Here is an 18494-nt window from a genome sequence, read left to right on the forward strand (position 1 = left end):
TTTTCAAATAGGCCTAAAATACCACTATGATCACAATTAAAGTAATTCAAGGTCCAGACGAAAATAAAATCACTCAATTCCAGTTTGAGTTTGACTCAATAACCATTGGCTCAAAAAAACGTTGTGATATTTATCTCAAAGATGTCGAAATTGGAAAACTCGTTTTAGAATTAGAAGTTGCCCCTAATGGTGTAATTATCAAAAACAATAATTCCGATTTCTTTTATTACGTAAATGGTAAAAAAATCTCTGGTTCGAAGCTACTTAAAAATGGTGATCATTTTAAGATCGGTGCCACTCAGATGATACTGGAATCTTTTCAAAAATCATGGTCGCAAGAAAGAGAAGACCTTGACGAATATTTGAGAGGGGTCTATTCAAAAGAGCCTAACTTTAAAAGACTCTACGAAATACTCGAAAGAGAAATTATTATTGCGACAGAAGGGACAAATGCTAAAGAATAATCATTCTCATTATCTCCAAACAGATATCCATACGCGAATCTTCTTTAGCACAAACTTCAAACTCTCTGAGTATGATAATACTAGGCCATTACTTGTCTTTAACTATGGACTCGTTTGCAGTAATTATCATTGGATGTATCAACTTCCTTTTTTTGAAGAGAGAAATTTTCAAATTTTAATCCACGATTATCGTTGCCATTTCAACTCAACGACTAGTGATGGGCTTGATAGTTGTACTTTTGAAAATATGACTCGTGATCTACATTTTGTTCTCGAATCATTCGGGGCCAGAAACATTCATATGCTTGGCCATAGTATGGGTGTTAATGTCACTTTAGAGTATGCCAAACTTCATCCAGAATATTTGAATTCAATTGTCGTAATTTCCGGAACAGTAATTCCACCACAAGACATAATGTTTGATTCCAATATTGTTGATATTGTTTCACCTTATATCAAAACAACTGCGGATCAATTTTCATCTTTATTCGAACAAATTTGGAAAAACTCATATAAAAATCCAATTGCGAGAAGGGCCATTTTAAATGGTGGTTTCAATCCAAAGAAAACGAATGATGAATTTGTTCAAATTTATATGAAAAAAATCGGTGAGCTACCTAGTGATTTATTTTTTCATCTTTTAGATCACATGAAAGAGCACGATATTATCGCACATTTAGAATCAATCAAAACACCAACTCTCATTATCGGCGGAGATAAAGACAAAGTTATCCCGAATTATCTTCAAAAAATTCTTTATCACTATCTTGAAAACTCTGAACTTTATATTGTGAAGGATGGCTCTCACGTTCCTCAAGTTGATTTCCCGGAGAGCATTAATGAAAGAATTGAGCGTTTTATAGATTAAACGCTCATTCCTTTATGCTTTAAAAGGTCTCTAAAGACTCTCTTCATTGCTGATAATCTTTGATTCTTTTTATATTCTAAGTGAGAGGCCTGCCCCTCTGTGTTCTGCTTGTGCGACTCAATGTCCACAACCTGAACTTCAAACGGGTAGAAAAAGCGAACATCTCTGGCAATTAGCCCAACATCCATTCCTAAAATCTTTTTAGATAATTCACTTTCAGTTTCATCTGCTTTTGCGATTTTTCTCAACTGCGCGAATTCTGTTAAAAAAGGATTTCTATATTTAATCAACTGTCTACATGTGAACTGAATAGATAAATATTCTTTTGATGAATGCTGATTGCGTGAACTATCTTTTTGCCCTGGAACACAATCCAACAACTCGCGATTTAATGCCTGGACAAATCTTTCTTCAGAAAGATCATTTCGAATGGCCATCTTAATTAAATCAAGATGCTTTTTACGAAACGCTTCCATATCAACAAGAGAGTTTACAGAGCGGCTTGGCTTAACATTGTGAGGAATAATTACGTTATTCTCAACCAAAAACTTAACGGCCAACAGGGCATCAATTCTATTCTTAGTGATAATGCGCACACCAATTCTGTCAAACAACTCTTCTGCAACGTTTTCAGCCTTGTGCAAAAGCTTGATAATGACGCTATCTCTAGTTTTTTTCGATTTTGTTTCAAAATCTTCTAATTGAATTTGATACTTATTCGCACCTCTTCCAAGAAAAAGATTTTGGTCAGCATCGCGATGAAGATACTTATAAAATTTATCGAATACTTGAGTTTGAATGACATTAAAGTAACTAGAACGTAGATCCTTATCAGTATGCAAAATTGTGTGCATGACTTTTAGTAAAATCTCGGCCCAAAGCTTTTCTTCAATTGTCTTATCAGACTGTGATCCCGTGGCCATTAAAAAAAGCTCAGTGATATCAGTCATCATATAAAGAGAGTTTGGAATCTTTAGATCAAGTCCATCTTCTGTCCCCTCTTTAAGAAAGTAGCGTTTTACAAATTGTAGGGCCTCTTGGAAGTTACCAAAAAGTTCAGCTTTATTAATAGGATCATTTGGATCAAGACCATAGGCCTTAAGAAAACTTACAACAGAATCTGGTGTAAATTTACGATTTCCCAAAAATCTCGTATCGAGGGCAGACTTCCCCCCTACGACAACTTTAAAACTGTCCCAATCAAATATATATTTTGAAAGATATTCTGGTCTTCCCATTATCTTTACCCTTTAGAAAATTGTGCATTTAAGATACCATATAATCCATGAATGACAAAAATAGACTTGATCCACTCAGTCTAGAGAGTATTTTTCTCTCTTTCTTTGGAGTTGGCCACATTCCTTTTGCTCCCGGTACATTTGGCTCCCTTGCCACAGTTCCGTTCTTGTACCTTTATGGTAGCACAGGAGCTCCTACACTATTTCTCATTCCATTTATTCTTATTACTTTTGTTATTTCTTGCTTCATTACAAATATTGTCCAAAAGCGTTTAGGTGTCGAAGACCCATCTTGGATTGTTATTGATGAAGTTCTCGGAATGTTGATTTGTTTTTTGTTTATACAAAATCATCACATTCTCGACTATGCGATCCTCTTTGGTCTCTTTCGCTTCTTTGATATTGTGAAAATTTGGCCAGCAAATTACGTTGATAAAAATATCAAAAACGGTATTGGGACTATCTTAGATGATGTTATCAGTGGTCTCTACGCTGGTCTCCTCTATTTTGCAGTGAGTAAATTCATCCTAAATTAAAAAGAAAAATTTTACGCTTGACTTACGCAAAACTTACGCACAAAATATTTCTACAAGAGTAGTTAAAAACTAACCACGTCTTATTTTCTGTCGCACAATATCAAGACATTGAAAATAAGCTAAGAAGAGCTTTTTGCAATTTTAGAAAGTGAAAGATTAACTCATACATGATAGCGTACAACACATATTGTCTATCAAATTTACGATCAATAAGAGGTAACAATGGCAACGACAAAGACTACTGCACCAGATGCAAACAAAACAAAGGCGCTAGACCTGGCCCTTGCTGCAATTGAAAAGCAATTCGGTAAAGGTGCGATCATGAAGTTGGATCAAGATGGAAAAACTCCTGAAAAAATTCCAGCTGTTTCTACTGGTTGTTTAGGAATTGATCTTGCCCTTGGTGTTGGTGGTGTACCTAAAGGTAGAATCATCGAGATATATGGTCCTGAATCTTCTGGTAAAACAACACTTACACTCCACATTGCAGCAGAATGTCAAAAAGCTGGTGGAACTGTTGCATTTGTTGATGCTGAGCACGCCCTTGATACAGCTTACGCTTCAAGACTAGGTGTTGATATTCCAAACACACTTATCTCTCAACCTGATAGTGGTGAGCAGGCGCTAGAAATTACTGACATGCTTGTACGCTCTGGTGCTGTCGATCTACTTATTGTTGACTCTGTTGCCGCCCTTACTCCAAGAGCTGAACTTGAAGGAGATATGGGAGATAGCCACATGGGTCTTCAAGCAAGATTGATGTCACAGGCCCTACGTAAACTGACAGGTTCAATTTCAAGATCAAACACTACTGTAATCTTCATTAACCAACTAAGAATGAAAATTGGTGTAATGTTTGGAAACCCAGAAACAACTACTGGTGGTAACGCTCTTAAATTTTATGCTTCAGTTAGACTTGATATTAGAAGAACTGCTGCAATAAAAGACGGTGAGAACGTAATTGGTAGTAGAACAAAAATTAAAGTTGTTAAAAATAAAGTTGCGCCACCATTCAAGACACATGAGTTTGATATTATGTATGGAACAGGTATTTCACAAAGTGGTGACATCCTTGATCTTGCAGTTGAAAATAAAATTGTTGAAAAGGCCGGTGCATGGTTCTCATATCAAGACGCAAAAATTGGACAAGGACGCGAGAATTCTAAGCGCTACCTTGAAGAAAATCCTGCGACTCTTGAAGAAATTAAGCAAAAAATACTTGCTCTACACGGACTTGGAAACAAGGACGCAGTTTCAATGACAGACTCAGTGAATATTGAAACTGGAGAAATTCTTGATGAGGAAATTGCTCCTAAGAAAGAAAAGAAAAGTAAAAAGACAGTTCAATAATTTTTAAACATGGGTGTAAGTGAGTCTCTACTGAATAGTAGGCCGTCATTTTCCCCATGTTTCTCCTTTTTCTATGTTCCAATCCAAATATAAGATAAAAGAATCATCCACAAAAGAAGCCTACAACGCCATACTCAGATTATTGGCCAAACGAGACTATAGCTTTAATAAGTTAACAGCAAAGCTAAAACAAAAAGGCTTCGATTCTTCTCATATAGAAGAGGCCATCGCCATGGCCCAGAATAAAGGTTATTTTAGAGAAGAAAATTACATTAATGCAAAAATTAAAACATTGATGTTTAAGGGAAATTCCACTCACTCAATTAAAATGGCCCTTGATTTTGAAGGACTAAAGATTGAGCAAGAATATATCCAAGAATATTTCGATGAATACCGTGTTGACCACGACGATCAAATCAAACAACTCATGCGTAAAAAAATCCCGAAAACTGGAATACCAGATGATCGTGAGGAGCGTTATAAGCTCAAAGGCAAAGTCATACGCTTTGTGATGAGCAAAGGTCACAGCACATCAGTCGCTTCTCGCTTATTTGATGAGTGGGAAAATGAGACTTAATTAATCATTTATGCTAGCCTAAATTCCTCTGGAGGAGTTTTCATGAAGAAATTATTCGTCATCCTAAGTTGTTTGACTCTGTTTTCTTGTTTTAAAAAAGACGACAAAGGACAAAATGTTCTTAATATCCCGCTGGCCGATCAGGTAAGTACTCTTGATCCAGCTCAATCATTTGATACTGTTTCAGCATCTGTTATTTATCAAAGCTATGAGCCACTTTTCGAATATCACTATTTGAAAAGACCTTATCAAGTGCAACCTCTTTTGGCCGAAAGTATGCCAAAGATTGAAAATGATGCAACCAAGTACATTATCAAAATAAAGAGTAATATCCGCTACCATGACGATCCTATTTTCAAAGGTCAGCCAAGATTTGTAAAAGCAGCAGACTTTATAAATCAAATTAAACGACTTGCTTGGCAACCGACAAACAGCAATGGTTGGTGGCTTTTTGATGGAAAAATTAAAGGTATTAATGAATTCAGAGAAAAAGCAGGATCTGATTTTCAAAAATTCAAAGAACTCTCTATCTCAGGAATTCAAGCACCAGATGATTCGACTTTAATTATTGAACTCACTGAACCATATCCTCAAATGTTGTATGCTCTAACAATGACTTTCACTGCACCGATGCCTATGGAAGCTATCGAGGCCTATAACAACGATCTAAGCTCACACATCATTGGAACAGGTCCCTATCAATTTGACAGCTGGACTAGAAACTCACAGATCTCTCTAAAGAAATTTGAAAACTATCATAAAGTTTTCTATCCAGCACAAGGTGATAGATTAGCAAATAGCAGATCCCTTCTTGAAGATTCTGGGAAAGTGCTGCCTTTTATTGAAAAGGTAAATTTCAAAATCATGAAAGAGGCACAAACAAGATGGTTAAACTTCCTTAATGGAAATATTGATTATCTTTCTCTGCCAAAAGATAATTATAATTCAACTCTTACTGCTTCTGGTGAACTAACAAGTGAGCTTAAAAATAAAAAGATTAAGCTTCAAATTTTCCCAAGCTTAACTTACTGGTGGTTGTCTTTTAATATGAATGACCCAATTGTTGGGAAGAATCTAAATCTTAGAAAAGCAATTGCACATGCACTAGATTATGATCGTTATATTACGACATTTACAAATAATATTGGTCAAAGAACGAACTCAATTTACCCGCCAGGAATTCCTGGTTATGACCCATCGAATATTTTGCCTTATGAATTTAATGTCGAAAAGGCCAAAGAGTATTTAAAACTTGCTGGCTATCCTGATGGGAAAGGTCTCCCTGTTTTGAAATATGATACAAGAGGTGCAAGTACAACAAATCGTCAGCGTGCTGAATTTGTAAAGGCATCACTTGAGAAAATTGGAATCAAAATTGATATTCACATGAATAACTTTCCAAACTTTTTAGATAAGGCCAAGAAAGGAAAATTACAATTTTGGTTTGATGGTTGGGCGCTAGATTACCCGGATGCTGAGAACGTTCTACAACTTCTTATCTCTAAAAACCAATCTCCTTTTGGTCCAAACTCTACTTTCTACTCAAATGAGAAAATTGATAGATTGTTTGAAAAGTTGAAATCACTACCTAATGGAAAAGAGAAATTTGATCTTATGGTAGAAATTGAAAAAACTGTAAATGCTGATCTTCCTTGGGTTATGCTTTTCTACTCTAGAAACTATATTGTTTCTCATGAAAGACTTAAGAATTTCAGACACTCTGATATTATCTATAATCAAGTTAAATACCTAAGATTAGAAGATCAATAAGCTTGTCCGCCTCATATGAGGCGGCATTTTTTGCCTCTCATAATCTATAGCTCATCTCCACATTAGACATGTCCGATTAAGTTATTGGGTTCTTCCTGCCCATAACTCGACTTGGAGTTCGACATGTTTAAACGAATTGGTCTGCATACCATCATGATTTGTGTCTTCATTTTTACCGCTACAGCGGGATTTGCACGCGATTTCATCATCTATAGTATTGTGCAAGAAGTTCCAATGTATAAAGGACACTCACCAAAGAAAAATTTCTATATTAACGTTGGAAATCAACAGGGTGTATTCCCTGGAAATACATTAGAAGTTTTTAGAGTAGAATCGAGAAATGATCCTTACGAGACTAAAACTCGCTATAACTATAAAGTTAAGGTTGGTGAACTTGAAGTCGTTCACAGTGAGAAAGATTCAGCAATCGCCATTATGTCTAAACTTGAAGACGGCGAAAAGGCCCCTCTAAAAGAGATTAACAACGTTATGATTGGCGATCTTGTTGATGTAAAAGTTAAATAATTACTTTGAATGAGAATGAAGAGTAACTCTTCTTTCTTTGATTAAGGCTATCATTTTATCGATGGCCTTATTTCCTTTATCGAGTCTTTCAATAATTTTTGGATCAATTGAACCTTCTTCAAGCTCGCTTAGACTTCTCATAACAATAGCACCCATACCTTGTGCAACAACAAGTTGATTGCTTAGGTCGTGAAGAAATTTTCTTTCATCTAATGCCATTTGTTCTACTGTCATTTCCATCTATAATCTCACCAGTTTAATTTTTTCTATTATTACAATAATTTAATTGATGTTAAATAGGGTCATTTATTTCCTTAGAATATATTAGTTCACCATGAAGCTCAGATTTCTCAAGCCTAATCTTCTGAAGATAAAGGATATATTCTTTACCAATTTTTAGTTCACCATTATGCTCAGGAAAATGCACTTGGATACATTTAATGTAATGACCCAAATAATATCCTTTAAAATGAATTTGTAAATAATTCAGGTTGATATTAACACATTTTCCTATCGCAATGATGCATTTTTCACTCATTTTCTCCTCCTCTTTTTATTAAGAAGAAAGAGTATTACAATGAGTTTTGATCAGATAAATTACGTAAGCAATTAACTTAAATAAGGTTATTATGAATCTAGATAAAAAAACGATCTCAAACCTGTATAAAAAAAGACTTAAAAAGTCTCCTAATCAAGATGCAATCGGTTGGATCGAAAACAGTACTAATGTTCGCTATCTCTCATTCGAATCATATAATGAAAAAATCTCAACTCTTGCTAATGGCCTTTTTTCACTTGGTCTTGAATTTCAGGACAAAGTTGCAATCCTTGCTCAAACATCAGTTGAGTGGCACTTAAGTGATCTAAGCCTACTGTTATCTGGTGCAGTTGTTGTTCCGATTTATCACACTTATACCTCTGAAGAAGTGAAGTTCATCCTAGATCATTCAGAGGCGAAGATTCTTTTTGTAGAAAACTCATATCAATTTAAAAAGTATATTGAAGTTCAAGATGAACTTCCGTTAATCAAAACAATTGTGTATTTCAATTCTCCTGATAGTGATTTATTGGATGAAGTGAAAGATGGTGTTAGAACCATTTCATTTGAAGATCTTTCTTCTTATGGAAAAGATTTTAGAAAAGAGCACGGAAACTTATTTGAAGATGCTATGGAGCGAATAAATGAAAAAGATCTCGCTTCGATCATCTATACTTCGGGAACAACTGGTGTTCCTAAGGGTGCTGTGATCACTCATCTTGCTTTTACGCAAATGCTACTGAATATTCATCAAAGACTTGGCAGTGTTATTACAAATGCAAAGTTGCTAACATTTCTACCACTATCTCACGTACTTGGAAGATGTGATTCTCTTCTGCCGCTTGCGATGGGTACGACTAATGTTTATGCTGAATCAATTGATAAAATAGTAAGCAATCTTGCTCTAGTAAAACCTAATATCATGATTGCTGTTCCTAGAATTTTTGAAAAAGTTTACGCCGGAATCTTAGAAACAATTGAAAAAAGTGGTCCTGTAACTAAGAAACTATTCGCTTGGGCAAAAGAAGTATCAGATGCCTATTTCGAAAAAATTCAAAACGACAAATCTCCTTCAACTAGAGAAATTATTGAAAGAAAACTCGCGTACAAGTTAGTTTTCTCAAAAATTTATAAGAAGTTTGGTGGCGAAATTATGTTCTTCGTCTCAGGTGGAGCACCTCTAGCGCCAGAGATTATTACATTTCTTCAAAATGCCAATCTCACAATTCTTGAAGGCTATGGTCTCACAGAGACAATTGCTCCTTGTATGCTTAATCCACTTAGCAAACAAATTCCAGGAACTGTTGGTACTCCCCTTGGTGATGTACAAATTGGTTTTGCTAATGATGGTGAAATTCTTATTAAAACAGACGCTCTATTTAGCGAGTATTATAAGAATGCAGATGCCACAAAAGAATCATTTGATGGCCAATGGTTTAGATCTGGAGACATTGGAGAACTTACACCAGAGGGCTATTTAAAGATCACAGACCGCAAGAAAGATATCATCATCACTTCGGGTGGTAAGAACGTGGCCCCGCAAAAAATTGAAAATATGATGAAGACAAGGCCATTTATTTCAGACTTTATGGTTATTGGGGATAAACGAAAATTTCTTAGTGCCATCGTGGCCATCGATAAAAATGATTTCCTAGATAAGTTGGATGAATTTGGATTATCTCGCAGCTGTGACCTTGCAGAAATTGCGAGTCACCCTGCTGTAAAGCAACTTATTGATGCACAAATTCAAGTAGTTAACTTAAATCTGGCCCAATATGAGACGATAAAGACTTTTTATATTTCGCCGATATCGTTTTCTATTGAAAATGGTTTGATCACTCCATCTTTGAAGCTACGCAAAAAAGAGATACTGAAAAAATTCTCTAATGAAATAGATGCGATGTATCAATAGTGGCCAACCTTTGACTTTATTAGCGTTATGCAATATATAAGTAACTTAGACTTATTTTAATAAATACGGAGACCTTCATATGGCAAGAATTACAATCGAAGATTGTCTTGAAAAAGTTGAAAATCGCTACGAATTAGTTCACCTAGCAACTAAAAGAGTTAAGCAACTAAGAGAAGGTGCTGACGCTCTAGTTAAGAGTAAAAACAAAGATGTTGTTACTGCTCTTAGAGAGATTGCTGCTGGAAAAATTAAGCACGCTCCAGCTAGTGAATACGATTCAGACGAATTTTAATTTTAAAAAAATTCATATAAAAAAAGGGTCCTTTCGGACCCTTTTTTATTTCTTAGGCATTGCGATTTTTAAAACTTCATCAAAGTGCGCCACTGGATAGAACTTAATTCCCTTTCTATGTCTTTCTGGAACTTCTTTAAGATCTTTTTCGTTTTCCTTAGGAAGAATGATTGTCTTAATACCAGCTCTCTTGGCCGCTAAAACTTTTTCTTTAATACCACCAACCGGAAGAACTTTACCAGTTAAGCTTAGCTCACCAGTCATTGCAAGGCCTGCAATTACTTTCTTGTTTGTAGCAAGAGAATAAAGGGCAAGTGCCATAGTTATACCTGCAGATGGGCCATCTTTTGGAGTTGCACCGGCCGGTAAATGAAGGTGGATTTCATGGCTCTCTAAGAAATCTTCTTCCTCAGTTTTTTCAGCCTCCACTTTTTCTTCACTGATCTTTTTGGCCTTAACTTTCTTCTTAGGTTTAGGTGTATTTTCAATTTCACTTTGAAGAATTTTTTTCACATAACTGTAAGCAAGATTAGCTGACTCGTGCATTACATCACCTAGTTGGCCTGTAAGCTTGAAGCCTTTTCCTTTTAGAGGAAGTGTTTCTATGAAAAGAATATCCCCACCGTAACCAGTCCATGCAAGACCAGTTACTACACCTGGGGCCATATTTTTTCCGGCCATTTCAGTTTGGTAACGAGCTCCACCTACCAATGCTTCAAGTTCAGTTGGCTTAGGAGTAAATTTCTTCGCTCTTTTGCTACTAACTTTTAAAAGAGCTGCTTTTCTACAGAGTTTTGCTACATACTGCTCCATGATACGAACACCAGGTTCACGAGCGTAATCAGAGATAAGTTTCTTAATCACCGGTGCACCAAGAGACATGTCCTTTTTCTCAAGTCCATGCTTCTTCATTTGCTTAGGAATAACCCATTTTGTAGCGATATTTACTTTCTCTTCTATTGTATATCCACTTAGCTCAATGACTTCCATACGATCTAACAACGGCTCAGGTATATCGTTGATATAGTTTGCAGTTGCGATGAAAAGAACTTTTGATAAATCAAAAGGAACATCTAGGTAATGATCGATAAAAGTTGAGTTTTGCTCTGGATCTAGAACTTCTAGAAGCGCAGAAGCGGGATCTCCTTGGAACGATTGTCCAAGCTTATCAATCTCATCAAGCATGATTACTGGATTGTTAACTTCAACCCTCTTAAGAGCTTGAATGATACGACCAGGCATTGCTCCAACGTATGTTCTTCTGTGACCTTTAATTTCGGCCTCATCTCTCATACCACCAAGACTGAAGCGATAAAACTTACGTCCTAATGATTCTGCAATACTTCTACCTAGAGATGTCTTACCAACACCCGGAGGACCTGCCAGGCATAAAATCGTACCATCGTACTGTGGCTTAAGTTTTCTCACGGCCAAGAATTCAAGAATTCTTTCTTTGGCCTTTTCTAAACCATAGTGATCTTTCTCGAGAATTTTTGTGGCCTTCGCCATATCAACTGCATCATTTGTCGACTTTGACCATGGTAGATCTAAAATCCACTGCAAGTAAGTTCTTGTTACGTTGTATTCTGGAGAACTATCAGGAATCATTTCCAGTTTTTTAAGCTCTTCTTGTACAGACTTAAGTACTGGCTCAGGAAGACCTGCACTTTCGATATCAAGAGTAAATTTATTAATATCGCGAGACTTGTCATCTTCATCCATTCCAAGTTCAGAGCGGATAACTTTTAATTGCTCTCTTAAGAAGTACTCTCTTTGGTACTTGTTAACTTTATCATTAACTTCGTCAGAGATTTTTTTCTGAATATCAGCAACATCTTTTTCACGTTTTAAATAAACTAGTAGTTTTGCAAATCTTTTCTTAACAACAAGAGTTTCTAAGAAATCTTGTGCTTCAGGAATATCAAGTGATAATGCAAAAGCAACAAGGTCAGCAAGAGCACCTGGAGATGGTGAGTTTAGAATAACAAGTTTCATTTCCTCATTGAAGTAAGGATTGATTTCACTTAATTTCTTAACTTGATTGATCACTGATCTTGTATATGCGTCCAGTTCCTCATCAGCTTCAATAATATCTTCAAAGACATCAATCTTTGTTCTAATTAACGGTGACTCTTGAGTATAACCGTCTGCTCTATATCTTTTAATCCCATGAACTAGAATATTAACTGAGCCATCAGGAAGTTTTAACTTTTTAACAACTTTACAAAGTACACCTACTTTATAAATGTCACCAACCTTGATTTCTCTATTTTCAATATCAAGTTCTTCTTCTGGAACAAAAGCTCCTTCATCATCTTTTAGATCTTGCTTAACCAAGTTTAAGGCCACATAGCCTGACTTTAATAAATAATCATCCAACTCTTGAGTGAACTTATCCTCAGACAAAATGATTGGTGCAATCATTCCTGGGAAAATAGGGCTATTCATGATTGGAATAATTACGACTTCTTCTGGGAAATCCTGCTTCATTTTATCAGCATCCACTGCTTCGATTTGAACTTCATAAGTGTTGTCAATATCACCCATTTGTAATCCACCTATTGTTAGCTTTTGATATCAATAACTAATCTACCTGGTTTTTCTAGGTAGAATATATCGACATTAACATTTGATTTAAATTTCATTTCTAGAGATACGCTATCGGCTTCAATTGGAAAAAAATCAACTTTTTGTACAAATTTAGAACTTCCAAATGAACCAACTGAAGCTGGTACTTCTGTATTAAACAAATCTAAGAAAATTTTCTTGTGTTGATTTGAAATGTAACCATAGACACGAGGAATTTCATTCGTCGTAAAATCAATTACGATTCTCTCATAACCCAAGCTCTCGCTATATGAGTGTCTCATCGCTTTTACTTTTGAACTTAATTTCGGTCCACCGTTATGAAAAATTCCGCTATCAAAATATACAGATCTTTTCTTACCAGAAATTTGACGAATTCTCTCGGCCATTAAATCTTGCGAATAAGCAAGTTGACTGAGACATGATAATAAAATGAAAGAGATTAATAATTTCATAAAAAGGCCTTCCAATGACAATTAAAACCATCCAATAGTTCTCCATACTATTATGAAATTTTTTTGCTTGGATTGAAAGTCTTTTTAGGAATTTAGACGCTTAAATCTCATATAAGTAAGCATTATGAGAGCACAAAGACCAAAAAGCATGGTTCGAGGACCAGAACCTCCGCCATCGTTGTTATTCATGAAGGCCACACTACCACAGGCAGCGATATTAAAATCATTATTTTTCTTTGCTTTCACACTCGATGTCGTATCTACATTCTGAGATACACTGGTAATTTTATAAGTACTGCTTGCATCTAGACAGCTCGCATTACTATCAGTTTCTAAACGTGGAGGGCTTACTTTTACATAACTCCCATTAGATAGTTTTTTAACGAGATACGCCTGCATACTGTAGAAGTACAATGAATCCGCATTGTAGTCATAACCTGGAAAAACCTTTTCTTTCGCATCTGGAACGACTAGACCGACTGTTTCAATTCTGTAAGGAGTAACACTCACAGTAAAGGCCTTACGATTATCTACAGTCATATCAACAGGTAATCTAATAACAGCATCAACATCTGGACTCCCCTCACTATTCTCAGGAAGATCATAGAAAAGACCACTTGATGGGTAGGAAAGATTTAAGCCATCACCGCGCGTAACAGTAACTACATTTCTCATAAGCGAGTATAGCTGCTGATTGCTTACCTTAATTTCCATATAAACATTGTCTGATAAGCTCAGGCCCAAATCCGAAAAATCAACGTCTGAGAAATCTATAGAGATATCATCAGCGATTGAGGCCAACACTTCATTCTTAGTGAAAAATCCAGTGAAGGTTCTACCAACCTTTGTTTCTCCAAAGATATTTTGAACAAAATCATCAAACATGAAATTTGTTTTATCACTTATATAACTTGGAGGAACATCTAGGTTACAACGAATACTAACGACTCCAACATCTAAGTCGGTGGCCGAGTTTTCAGTCTTTAATAATTGTGGATAACCTTCATCCGAACCTCGACAAGATTGAAAATAACTACCACGATAGTTATTATTTCCGGCGCAAAAATTTTTCTTTCTCGTTTCATAGTATGAAGGAAGTACGGCCAGCCCTTCTAAAGGGGCCGTATAAAGGTGATAATCATCGTCATCCAAACCTCTAATATAGAATGTTCCATCTTCATCACTAATACCTGAAGCAACAACTTTTCCTGTTTTCGTAGAGATGGCTTGAATATGTGCACCAAAAACTTCAACACTGTTACCACCCATAACTCTACCATGGATGACATTTTTCTGAGGGCCATAAAGATCACGTGCTCCAGCGATATCATCTGTATGAAGCCCATCTTGACCATTTGTTAATTTATAATACATTGTTGAGCCGTGAACAGCAGAGTGGGCCAAACCAATAAAGTGACCAAGCTCATGGGTAATCACATCACCTAAATAATAAGTGCTCTCTGTATCATTTGAAATATTGTACTGTTCATCATTGATAATTATATCAGCTTCAACAATCTCTCCAGTCGTTGTATTAAAATTCATAGAAGTAACACCAACAACTGCACTTCCTGTGTAAAATGGATTTTCAGAGTTAAAATAAATATCATTTCGACCATTGCTGATACCGCTATAATCAATAGAATTTGTAATTTTAAAATTAGAAGAAGTATTCCAGTTCGCAATTGAGTTTTGAATTATTGTCGCTGCATCTGTATCACTAATTCTAGAATTTGATGGATTGATAAATACATTTGTATTAGTGCTAAACCACTTGACGACACTTTCTGGGCTTTGGTGATTTAAAGTATAAGCGTAGGCCAATTGATGGCCTACAAATAGAGAGAATAATGTGAACTTGAGAAATCTAGTTATCAACTCTTCTTTTCCCTTTTCACAAGTCTTAAGAAGATTGCACCCATGACACCGAAAATAATCGCCAACCAAATAGTAGAGTTGCTATTAAATGGACCTTTCTCTTCCTCACTGGCCGGCTTTCTTCTCTGTGCTTCTTCTTCATATTCATTAGATGGATTGATAACAACTTGTTTCGTGTGAATATACTTATCGCTATGACCTTCATCAAAGCCTGAACCAAATCTATTCGCTAATATCGCATTAAATTTGGCAAACTCGAGTTCTCCAAATTTGTCATGATTTGGAAATGCTGATGAAATCAATTTTGGAGTATTTCCTCTTTCTCTTATAACTTTATATTTTCCGGCCGTGAGAGAATGAACAGAATAACCAAAAGCACTTTTAGATAAAAGTAATACAACTTCCTCTCCAGCATTAAAACGAGGAGAACCATAGACTTTATAAACAATCCCGTGCCACATTCCACCTGGATATAAAACTTTGAATGAGTTTTTATTTAAAATTTCATTTGGATTCAAACCTGCAGAACGAATAACTGAGAAAGTTCCCTCAGTTACAACTTGACCACTTGGTAGCATTTTATAGCTCTCGCCTTGAAAAACGGCGTGAACAACTGCTTGAGATTCATAAACAAGTCTTTCAGCAGATGTCGGCTTAAATGTCGTTGCAAAGGCCAAGTTTGATATAAAAAATAAGGCGGCCAGTAGTCTCTTCATCATAGAATTCCTGAAGCAAAGGTTTGACAGCAATCTCATCGGTTTTTACTGTCAAATTCTTTACCAATTTTATCAGGTATCCATGTAAAATCGAAAAATCAGTCACTTATGCTAAAGATTCTTCACTGTATGGGCATATTCTTGAAAATAATCGTTCTCATCAATAAGAACTATCGTATTATTCTGGGCCAAAAGCTTGTGTAATAGCTCTATAATTTTGGCCATTTCACGTTTGGATAGACCAAATGAAAGGTTCTCAAAAATAAGAAGTGAATTAGAGATTTCTTTCTGAAGTGCCGCGAGCAATTTTAATCTCTGCTTCTCTCCACCAGACAGAGAATCAAGAGAGCGATCAAGTGCTAGATAATCTAAATTAAGGACCTGAACAAAATCCCAAAGCCTCTTCATTTTAGGAGTAAGCTTTATCTTGCCCATGACTTTCTTCATTGGAGAATTAAACGCTTCATAAACTGTAAAATTCCCATCAGAAATTCCTGCATATAATGGTTTTAATTTCTTTCCCCCACAATCTTCGCAAGTAAACTCTAGATCTTCGAGAAACTGCATGTCGACAACTTTAGTTCCTTTCCCTTCACAAGTTGAACATCTTCCTAGTTCTGAGTTAGAAGAAAAATGTCCATCTGTAAGTCCTAAATTTTTTGATACAGCTAACGAAGCAAAGTGCTTTCTTAAAACAGGAGCAATTCCAATCATTGTTCCAACACTAGATCTTGCAGAAGAACGAATTGGATTAGTACCAAATACGATGACTTCTGAAAGTTCATGGGGATAATGCATCTCTTCGCACTTTGCACTATTTATAACTAATTTTTCACCAGCAATTTTTTCATTGAGTAAATTTGCTGCAGCATCAATGATATATTTAGATTTTTGTGATCTCCCCTCACCTTTTATCAGATTCAATTGATTAACTTCAAATGAAATATTCTGAGGTGCAAGAGTATCTAAAGAAACATTTTTAAATGTTATTTGCCCATTCTTTTTCTTCTTAAAAAGATCTGTAGGTGAATACGATAATTTTTCTTCTTTATACTTTCCTTGATAGACTATTTGTCCACCTTCATTCCCAGCTCCTGGACCCATAACAACGACTTCATCACTGTTCTTTTGTAAAAATTCAGAGTGGTCTACCAAAAGAATTGTATTCCCCGAATCCTGTAGAGTTTTCAAACACTCCACAAACATTGCAAGTTCTTTTTGATTCAATCCAAGACTTGGTTCATCAAATACAAAAAGAGACCCACTTCCTTGATAAGAAAGATATTTTACAAGCAATAATCGCTGATACTCACCAGTTGATAGGCCACGTGCTTTTTGCATTAATGGCAAATAAGATAAACCTAACTTTGTTGCAGTTGTTAAAATTCCTTCGATTGATTCGAGATTATTTTTAACTTTTTTCCACATACCATGAGACTTTATCAACTTTTTAGTTGTTTTAAAGAATTCTGTTAATTGTTCAATATTCATTCTAAGAATAGAACCAAAAGTCTCTGTACCAAGTTTAACTTTAAGAACTTTTTCATTAACTCTCGCACCTTCACAAACTGGGCAAAGAACTTCTGTTTGAATACTTCTCATGTAAATGCGAACATTTCTTTTATATCGCTTAGATTCCAAATAACGAAATAATTCATTAAATCCGCAATAACTTCCACCTCCATCATATAAGAACTTCATAAATGACTTCGGCTGCTTTTCAAGTGGAATATCTAATTTGAAACCTAGCTTTTTAGCCTCTTTTTCAAAATAACTTTTTTCATATGAAAATGTTTTATAATTCAAAAAGTTGATCCCATCTTCATTAATACTTTTTTTGGGATCTTTAATTAATTTATTAATATCGTACTCTAAATTCATCCCATGACCTTGGCATCGGCCACAGGCTCCAAGAGCATTGTAAGGAGAGAAGAATTCCATCGAAGCGATATCAACTTCTTCTTCATTGCAAGTTGGGCAAGATCTCTTTGCTCTCGTCCCGATATAGAAAGAATGAGTTAGATCGTCCGACACAATAAGAAGACTTCCTTGAAACTCTGAAATTTTAAAATCCGCTAATGCGCGATCGATGGACGCAAGCTTGTCTTTTTTAAAGCGAAATAACTCAAAATAATAATGAGACGAATCGAAAGATGTGATCTGAGTTATCTCAGAGTCCATGCTTCGCGACGGCAATACCTTAGATGATGTTAAATTCTGATAATCACTTTTAGCAACAAAGACATGGTAAACACTCGCTTGTGCCTTACTTAATTCCTTTTCAATTCTCTCTTTTAAAGATCTCTCTTCATAGGGAATATCATGAATAGAACAGTGATTTGTCCCTAATAAATAAAACATTCTTTGCAGGTGCTCTGTAAGGCCAATAACATCACAAACAACTGGTCTTGAACCTATGATGGGGTTGTATTGAGCTAGTCCCCAAACAGGTAATACGGGTGCGATATGATCAACATCTACAGTATTTGGTAAATCCCAAAAGAACTTTACGCTCGTTGGATAGGAATTCATAAAACGGCGCTTTGACTCAGTGAGAATCGTATGAAAGGCCAATGAAGATTTCCCTGAACCAGACGGTCCACACAAGCATGTAATCTTATTAATTTTAAAGTCGATATCTATATTTTGAAGATTGTGAGTACGAGCTCCTCGTACTTCAATGTGATCATATTTTTTCATGGTGATAAATTACACCATGGAAAACATAAAATAAGGCCAGAAACTTCTTAGACGAAAAAAAAGGCCTGCATAAGCAGGCCTTCCATATA

General features: G+C 35.7%; 17 protein-coding genes. 9 read left to right on the top strand and 8 right to left on the bottom strand.

The genetic code is table 11. The annotated features are described in order from the left end of the window. The first annotated feature begins 26 nt into the window (after positions 1 to 26). Together M899_RS10520 and M899_RS10525 are read left to right on the top strand one after the other, a co-directional pair. A complete protein-coding gene (locus tag M899_RS10520; protein WP_021271450.1) occupies positions 27 to 464 on the top strand; it encodes an FHA domain-containing protein in 438 nt (145 codons plus the stop codon). Continuing rightward, positions 451 to 1332, top strand: a complete 882-nt coding sequence (locus M899_RS10525) for an alpha/beta fold hydrolase (protein WP_034728831.1) — start codon at positions 451 to 453, stop codon at positions 1330 to 1332. Before M899_RS10520 ends, M899_RS10525 begins: the two co-directional genes overlap by 14 nt. On the opposite strand, the gene M899_RS10530 is transcribed toward M899_RS10525, so the two are convergent. Then, positions 1329 to 2570, bottom strand: a complete 1242-nt coding sequence (locus M899_RS10530; protein ID WP_021271474.1) for a TIGR04552 family protein — start codon at positions 2568 to 2570, stop codon at positions 1329 to 1331. The genes M899_RS10525 and M899_RS10530 overlap by 4 nt on opposite strands. Positions 2571 to 2617: 47 nt before the next feature. Here M899_RS10530 and M899_RS10535 point away from each other — a divergent pair, with 47 nt between their 5' ends. The 5 genes from M899_RS10535 to M899_RS10555 all read left to right on the top strand — a co-directional run bounded on the left by M899_RS10535 (position 2618) and on the right by M899_RS10555 (position 7328). Continuing rightward, positions 2618 to 3106, top strand: coding sequence for a phosphatidylglycerophosphatase A family protein (locus tag M899_RS10535; protein WP_021271422.1), 489 nt, complete (start codon positions 2618 to 2620; stop codon positions 3104 to 3106). Positions 3107 to 3328: 222 nt separating this feature from the next. Next, entirely contained in the window at positions 3329 to 4456 is a 1128-nt protein-coding gene (recA, locus tag M899_RS10540; protein ID WP_021271399.1) for a recombinase RecA, read from the top strand. A gap of 73 nt (positions 4457 to 4529) precedes the next feature. Then, entirely contained in the window at positions 4530 to 5033 is a 504-nt protein-coding gene (locus tag M899_RS10545; protein WP_021271451.1) for a regulatory protein RecX, read from the top strand. Positions 5034 to 5075: 42 nt separating this feature from the next. Then, positions 5076 to 6803, top strand: coding sequence for an ABC transporter substrate-binding protein (locus tag M899_RS10550; protein ID WP_021271373.1), 1728 nt, complete (start codon positions 5076 to 5078; stop codon positions 6801 to 6803). A 123-nt stretch (positions 6804 to 6926) separates the two neighbouring features. After that, entirely contained in the window at positions 6927 to 7328 is a 402-nt protein-coding gene (locus tag M899_RS10555; protein ID WP_021271371.1) for a hypothetical protein, read from the top strand. Here the strand turns inward: M899_RS10555 and M899_RS10560 are convergent, their stop codons facing one another. Together M899_RS10560 and M899_RS10565 are read right to left on the bottom strand one after the other, a co-directional pair. After that, positions 7329 to 7568, bottom strand: a complete 240-nt coding sequence (locus M899_RS10560) for a hypothetical protein (protein ID WP_021271441.1) — start codon at positions 7566 to 7568, stop codon at positions 7329 to 7331. A 52-nt stretch (positions 7569 to 7620) separates the two neighbouring features. Beyond that, a complete protein-coding gene (locus tag M899_RS10565) occupies positions 7621 to 7866 on the bottom strand; it encodes a hypothetical protein (RefSeq protein ID WP_034728834.1) in 246 nt (81 codons plus the stop codon). Positions 7867 to 7957: 91 nt separating this feature from the next. Between M899_RS10565 and M899_RS10570 the strand changes: the two genes are divergently transcribed. Together M899_RS10570 and rpoZ are read left to right on the top strand one after the other, a co-directional pair. After that, positions 7958 to 9778 (top strand): AMP-dependent synthetase/ligase, encoded by a 1821-nt coding sequence (locus M899_RS10570; protein WP_021271446.1) that lies wholly within the window; start codon positions 7958 to 7960, stop codon positions 9776 to 9778. A gap of 79 nt (positions 9779 to 9857) precedes the next feature. Beyond that, on the top strand, positions 9858 to 10070 hold the full coding sequence (rpoZ, locus tag M899_RS10575) for a DNA-directed RNA polymerase subunit omega (protein WP_021271380.1): 213 nt from the start codon (positions 9858 to 9860) through the stop codon (positions 10068 to 10070). Between the two features lie 45 nt (positions 10071 to 10115). On the opposite strand, the gene lon is transcribed toward rpoZ, so the two are convergent. The 5 genes from lon to M899_RS10600 all read right to left on the bottom strand — a co-directional run bounded on the left by lon (position 10116) and on the right by M899_RS10600 (position 18405). Then, complete coding sequence (lon, locus tag M899_RS10580; protein ID WP_021271416.1) at positions 10116 to 12617, bottom strand: endopeptidase La; 2502 nt, start codon at positions 12615 to 12617, stop codon at positions 10116 to 10118. A gap of 17 nt (positions 12618 to 12634) precedes the next feature. Further along, positions 12635 to 13111: a hypothetical protein gene (locus M899_RS10585; protein ID WP_021271394.1), complete on the bottom strand. Its 477-nt coding sequence runs from the start codon at positions 13109 to 13111 to the stop codon at positions 12635 to 12637. An 84-nt stretch (positions 13112 to 13195) separates the two neighbouring features. Then, positions 13196 to 14989 carry a matrixin family metalloprotease gene (locus M899_RS10590; protein WP_034728839.1) on the bottom strand — a complete coding sequence of 598 codons (1794 nt, stop codon included), beginning with the start codon at positions 14987 to 14989 and terminating at the stop codon, positions 13196 to 13198. Further along, the gene (locus M899_RS10595) at positions 14986 to 15708 is read right to left on the bottom strand and encodes a hypothetical protein (RefSeq protein ID WP_021271434.1); all 723 of its coding nucleotides are present in this window, start codon (positions 15706 to 15708) and stop codon (positions 14986 to 14988) included. The genes M899_RS10590 and M899_RS10595 overlap by 4 nt, the downstream gene beginning before the upstream one ends. Positions 15709 to 15816: 108 nt before the next feature. Next, positions 15817 to 18405 (bottom strand): hypothetical protein, encoded by a 2589-nt coding sequence (locus tag M899_RS10600; RefSeq protein ID WP_021271385.1) that lies wholly within the window; start codon positions 18403 to 18405, stop codon positions 15817 to 15819. Positions 18406 to 18494: the final 89 nt, after the last annotated feature.

Origin of the sequence: Bacteriovorax sp. BSW11_IV, from assembly GCF_000447755.1 — a bacterium.
Taxonomy (GTDB): Bacteria; Bdellovibrionota; Bacteriovoracia; order Bacteriovoracales; family Bacteriovoracaceae; genus BSW11-IV.

Bases quoted from the DNA above. Each gene is read 5' to 3' on its own strand.
- M899_RS10555 (WP_021271371.1), top strand. From the start codon at position 6,927: ATGTTTAAACGAATTGGTCTGCATACCATCATGATTTGTGTCTTCATT.
- M899_RS10600 (WP_021271385.1), bottom strand. From the start codon at position 18,405: ATGAAAAAATATGATCACATTGAAGTACGAGGAGCTCGTACTCACAAT.
- M899_RS10535 (WP_021271422.1), top strand. From the start codon at position 2,618: ATGAATGACAAAAATAGACTTGATCCACTCAGTCTAGAGAGTATTTTT.
- M899_RS10530 (WP_021271474.1), bottom strand. From the start codon at position 2,570: ATGGGAAGACCAGAATATCTTTCAAAATATATATTTGATTGGGACAGT.
- rpoZ (WP_021271380.1), top strand. From the start codon at position 9,858: ATGGCAAGAATTACAATCGAAGATTGTCTTGAAAAAGTTGAAAATCGC.
- M899_RS10565 (WP_034728834.1), bottom strand. From the start codon at position 7,866: ATGAGTGAAAAATGCATCATTGCGATAGGAAAATGTGTTAATATCAAC.
- M899_RS10545 (WP_021271451.1), top strand. From the start codon at position 4,530: ATGTTCCAATCCAAATATAAGATAAAAGAATCATCCACAAAAGAAGCC.
- M899_RS10550 (WP_021271373.1), top strand. From the start codon at position 5,076: ATGAAGAAATTATTCGTCATCCTAAGTTGTTTGACTCTGTTTTCTTGT.
- M899_RS10560 (WP_021271441.1), bottom strand. From the start codon at position 7,568: ATGGAAATGACAGTAGAACAAATGGCATTAGATGAAAGAAAATTTCTT.
- M899_RS10570 (WP_021271446.1), top strand. From the start codon at position 7,958: ATGAATCTAGATAAAAAAACGATCTCAAACCTGTATAAAAAAAGACTT.
- lon (WP_021271416.1), bottom strand. From the start codon at position 12,617: ATGGGTGATATTGACAACACTTATGAAGTTCAAATCGAAGCAGTGGAT.
- M899_RS10525 (WP_034728831.1), top strand. From the start codon at position 451: ATGCTAAAGAATAATCATTCTCATTATCTCCAAACAGATATCCATACG.
- recA (WP_021271399.1), top strand. From the start codon at position 3,329: ATGGCAACGACAAAGACTACTGCACCAGATGCAAACAAAACAAAGGCG.
- M899_RS10520 (WP_021271450.1), top strand. From the start codon at position 27: ATGATCACAATTAAAGTAATTCAAGGTCCAGACGAAAATAAAATCACT.
- M899_RS10585 (WP_021271394.1), bottom strand. From the start codon at position 13,111: ATGAAATTATTAATCTCTTTCATTTTATTATCATGTCTCAGTCAACTT.
- M899_RS10595 (WP_021271434.1), bottom strand. From the start codon at position 15,708: ATGATGAAGAGACTACTGGCCGCCTTATTTTTTATATCAAACTTGGCC.